Origin of the sequence: Clostridium sartagoforme AAU1, from assembly GCF_000401215.1 — a bacterium.
Lineage (GTDB): Bacteria > Bacillota > Clostridia > Clostridiales > Clostridiaceae > Clostridium > Clostridium sartagoforme.
In genome coordinates this window covers 1-1,787 of sequence record NZ_ASRV01000135.1, presented here as the reverse complement: position 1 = coordinate 1,787, position 1,787 = coordinate 1, and the positions used below count along the sequence as shown (strand labels likewise).

Sequence of the window (1,787 nt, the reverse complement as noted above, 5' to 3'; positions counted from 1 at the left end):
GCAGTCGGTGATAATATTATTTTTAATCTATGAGTTTTGGACTTTTAAAAATAAAAAGTCACTAAAGTATAAATTATCTCCACTAGTTATACTTGTTTTAATTAGTATTTTTGTACTAGTCTTTGCTTCTTTTTTTAAATTTATAGGTTATTATTTCATATTTTTTATTTTAGCATTAGAATTATCCTTAATAGGAATTATATTAGTCTGTATATTTGAAATATTCTTAATGATTGTAAGTCATGAATTAAATTTAAAAAAGCTTACAGTATTATTATTTATGTCTATTGCTCTTGCATTAATATATTATTTAGGTCAAAAAGCATTTTAATTAATTTTTATTAAAATGCTTTTTTAATTCTTCATACATCATTTGTGATATTTCTTCACCTTCAGTTGTTTTACCTTCATATTGATTAGAAGCTACTCTCTTCATTACCTCAATATAAGAAAAAGCTAAGGCCGTTGTTAATGCACTAGCTGTTGTACCACTTATTGCACCTCCAATAATAGTACCTGCAACTGGTATGAATTTCAAAAGATTACTAACTATTGTTTTTCCTGCTACAGTTACTCCTGCAATACCTCCTACACCTGAAGCTATTGCTATTAATAAATCTTTATCTACTTTAACACCAAAAATAGTTGTAATATGTGCAAGCATTCCTACTTGAGCGGGTATAAGAATTGCTGAATCTGAAAAAGGAATAGGCGAGAAACCAACCCCAAAGGAGGTTCCAATATACCCTAAAGCCCATTTGGTAGCAGCATCTACTTTTCTTTTTAAATCTACCTTCTGGGCATTGTTAAAAGCCCTTCTTATTCCTTGTGGTAAAATTTGATAAGTTTTTTCTACTAGTTCACTAAGTCCAAATCTTGGTATTTCTATGTTTCCAAATTTTATTGGCTCTGCAAGAATTCTTTGAATTCCTCTAATATTTAAGTTCATATTATCTATATACTTTTCAAGTTCTGTAGAACTATCAGTAAAACTTTGAGTTAATACAATAATAACGGGTACCTTTTGTGATAAGTTTTTTATCCATTCAATTTCAAAACTTTCTATTCTATTTGAGGCCGAATTAATACAATACCAAACAACATGTATTAAATCTTCGGAGTTAATATCCTTATTTCTATGTATTCTATCTATTTCATTATCGATATCATTTCTTACTTTATCTTGAATCTGTTTATCTAATTCTAAGCCTCTGCTATCATATAAATTTAAAGGGACTCCTTCTTTAGTTATCTTTTTAAGATGTTCAGTAACTGGTCGTCCTACTCCTGTTTTAGCTAAATTTTCTCTAAATATATTATTTATTAGAGTACTCTTTCCTACTCCTGTTTTACCAATTAACATTATATTAGCTGGAATTATCTTATTATTTTCTTCATTTATTTTTTCAAATAAATCATTTATAAAATTATAGTTATCCATTTAACCACCTCTAGTTTACTATATTATAAATAAGTAAATTCTTTATTTTATTATATATATGTTTTAATTAATAATCTATATAAATAATTGTTAATTGTTAATTGTTAATTGAATTTTATGTGTGTTTATTTGAAAATTAAAAAAGAAGGCAAAACTTTGCCCCCTTATATAGTTTTAAGTTATTTTTTAAATTTAATATAGGAAATTGCAATTGTGAAAAATGCTCCTGATAAAATAAATATAGAAAATATTATTTCTGATTTTCTTTTATTATTTTCTACAACAATCTTTTCTTTAGATGCAGTTAAACTATTATTTTCTGATTCATTTTTTGTATCATTTAAAG

At 25.7% G+C, this 1,787-nt stretch carries 2 protein-coding genes; one reads left to right on the top strand and one right to left on the bottom strand.

Features of this window, described 5'->3' with window-relative positions; genetic code table 11:
* The coding region (locus A500_RS20955) for a hypothetical protein (RefSeq protein WP_207637411.1) at positions 1-331 on the top strand (331 nt) is incomplete at its 5' end.
* On the opposite strand, the gene A500_RS10970 is transcribed toward A500_RS20955, so the two are convergent.
* Positions 332-1,441: a YcjF family protein gene (locus A500_RS10970; protein ID WP_016207655.1), complete on the bottom strand. Its 1,110-nt coding sequence runs from the start codon at positions 1,439-1,441 to the stop codon at positions 332-334.
* Positions 1,442-1,787: the final 346 nt, after the last annotated feature.